The following is a 2,671-nucleotide window of genomic DNA, read 5'->3' as shown; positions in this document are numbered from 1 at the left end:
GTGTCGAGCGGGCCCGCGATCTCCCGAACCCGGCCGCGGGGGTAACCGCGGCGGCGCCGGGGCGCGGGGGGGGTGCGGTGGTGGTGGCCAGCAAGGATCGGGACGCACACCACGGCCGGCCGGGGGTGGGTGTGGGGGGCGCTATAGTCGCGGGCCATCACGTCCTGACCCCCCCCGCGGCCCTGCGCCGCGGGGGTTACCCCCGCGGCCGGGTTCGGGAGATCGCGGGCCCGCTCGACACTGGTCACCACGATCGCGACCCCGCCGTCGGATTCCTGGCAGCAGTCCAGCAGATGCAGCGGTTCGGCGATCCAGCGCGATTTCTGGTGATCTTCGAGGGTGATCGGCTTGTTGTAGAAGAAGGCGTTCGGATTCACCGCGGCATGTTTGCGGTCGGCGACGGCGACCCGCCCGAAATCCGCGCTGGTCGCGCCGTAGACGTGCATATACCGGCGGGCCACCATCGCGACCTGCGCCGCGGGTGTGCCCAGCCCGTGCGGATAGGACCAGCCGGCGTCGATTCCCGAGGAGGTCGGCGCCGCGGCCAGCGAGGACGAGAACTGCCCGAACCGGGAGACCGACCGCTCGTTGAACGCCCGGTACGCCACCACCACATCGGCGACACCGGTGGCCACCGCCATCGCCGCCTGCTGCACGGTGGCACAGGCCGCGCCGCCGCCGTAACCGATATGGCTGAAGAACTTCAGCTGCGGAATGCCCACCGCCCGCGCCACCGCGACCTGCAGGTTCGTATCCATGGTGAAGGTGGTCAAGCCGTCCACATCGGCCGGTGTGAGCCCGGCGTCGGCGAGCGCGGCGGTGACCGCCTCCGCGGCCAGCCGCAGTTCGCTGCGGCCGGATTCCTTGGAGAAATCGGTGGCGCCGATACCCGCGATGGCGGCCCGGCCGGACAGTGGATGATCTGAGTTGGTCACGCGTTCCTCGTTCCGCGGGTCGCTACAGCCCTGGCTACGCCTGCGATTGTCATGCCGGTCCCCCGCCACAACGCCCGATATCGATGGCGACCTTCGCGACGATATGGTCGCCCAAGCTGTCCTTACCGACCACCTCGAGCTGCACTTCGGATCCCTCGATCGCCGTCACCTTGCCGGTGAGCGTGAGGGTGTCATAGGCATACAGCGGCACCCCGAGGCGCAGCGAAATCGATTTCACCACCGTGGCGGGACCCGCCCAGTCGGTGACGAACCGCTGCACCAGGCCCGTATCGGTGAGGATATTGACGAAGATGTCCTTGGACCCGCGTTCGATCGCCTTGTCGCGGTCGTGGTGTACATCCTGGAAATCCCGGGTGGCCAAGGCGGTGCTGATCACGAAGGTCGGATCGGCGTGGATCGACAGTTCGGGCAGCGCGGTGCCCACCTGCACGGCGGCCGGATCGAATATCGCGGTCACGGGATCACCTTCCAGAACGGCAGCACCGTCTCGTCGTCCAGCTGCTCGAAATCGGCGACGACCGGCAGTCCCACCTCGACCTCACCGGGCTCGATACCACGTAGTTCACCCAGCATTCGCACCCCTTCCTCGAGTTCCACCAGGGCGACCACGAACGGCAGGTCGCGGCCGGGAACCTTGGGCGCGTGGTGCACGACGTAACTGAACACCGTGCCCTTACCGGAGGCGACGACATAGTCGACCGGCTCGGTTTTGTCCTGCCAGATAGCGGGCACGGGCGGGTGGCGCAGCGTTCCGTCGGGCATCTTCTGGATTCGCAGCTCGCGGGCTTTGGTACCCGCCCAGAAGAATTCGGTGTCGTGCGAAACCAGCGGGCGCACCCGGTCGGCGAGCGACGGTTTGGGCGGCGCACCGGTACCGGGCGCGAACTTCAGGATGCGGAAAAGCATTTCGGTAACGAGTTCGTCGCCGACGTACCAGCTGGTGCGGTAGGTGAGGAAGAATCCCTCACCCAGTCCCGTCTTCTTCGGTCCGGCGATATCGTCCAGCGCGCTGGTGATGCTCACCTCTTCACCGGGCCGCAGATAGCGGTGGTAGATCTGCTCGCAGTTGGTGCCGACCACCGACGTGTACCCGGCGGAATCGAGCAGGGTGTTGGTGGCCTCCATCGGGTCATCGGCCGGACGCCGCCCGCCCAGACCCAGCATGGTCCACACCTGGGCCATCGCCGGCGGGGCAACGATCCCGTCGAACCCGGCGGCCTTGGCGGCGGCCTCGTCGACGTACACCGGGTTGGTGTCGCCGAGGGCCTCCACCCAGTTGTTGATCATCGGCTGGTTCACGGGGTCCCGGCCGGGACGAGGCGCGCTGGGCCCAGCTGCCTTGATTTTCTCGGCGGCGGCGGTGATCGCTTCGGGATTTGCGAGATCCGGCACGCTACTCCTTCTTGATAGGGCTGTGTCTTTTTGCGGCGCCTGCGGCGCCGCGGGGTTCGGCCCCCTAGGTCCCAGGGGTTGGGCCCACCCCCCACCCCCCGGGGGGGGGGGGCGAGGGGGGGGGGGGGCGGGGCGGGGGGCGAACCCCCCAGGGCGGCGGGAGAAAAGGGGCCCCCCGGGGGGGGGGGGGGGGTGGGGGGTTGGTGGGGTGTTCCCCCCCCGGGAACTTGGGGGGCCTACCCCGGCGGCGCCGCTGGCGCCGCAAAAAGACACAGCCCTATCAAGAAGGAGTAGCGTGCCGGATCTCGCAAATCCCGAAGCGA

General features: G+C 68.7%; 3 protein-coding genes. All 3 read right to left on the bottom strand.

The window, feature by feature from the left end; translation table 11 throughout:
* Positions 1 to 935, bottom strand: a 935-nt coding sequence (locus QH276_RS07965) for a hypothetical protein (protein WP_280406680.1), incomplete at its 3' end; no start/stop codon positions are given.
* 49 nt (positions 936 to 984) lie between these two features.
* Entirely contained in the window at positions 985 to 1,413 is a 429-nt protein-coding gene (locus tag QH276_RS07960) for a MaoC family dehydratase (RefSeq protein ID WP_280399464.1), read from the bottom strand.
* Complete coding sequence (locus QH276_RS07955) at positions 1,410 to 2,348, bottom strand: bifunctional MaoC family dehydratase N-terminal/OB-fold nucleic acid binding domain-containing protein (RefSeq protein WP_280399463.1); 939 nt, start codon at positions 2,346 to 2,348, stop codon at positions 1,410 to 1,412. Before QH276_RS07955 ends, QH276_RS07960 begins: the two co-directional genes overlap by 4 nt.
* Positions 2,349 to 2,671 lie beyond the last annotated feature (323 nt).

This window comes from Nocardia carnea (genome assembly GCF_029869215.1).
In the GTDB taxonomy this organism is placed as follows: domain Bacteria; phylum Actinomycetota; class Actinomycetes; order Mycobacteriales; family Mycobacteriaceae; genus Nocardia; species Nocardia carnea_B.
The sequence above is the reverse complement of the archived record's forward strand: the minus strand, read 5'-3'. Positions and strand labels throughout refer to the sequence as shown.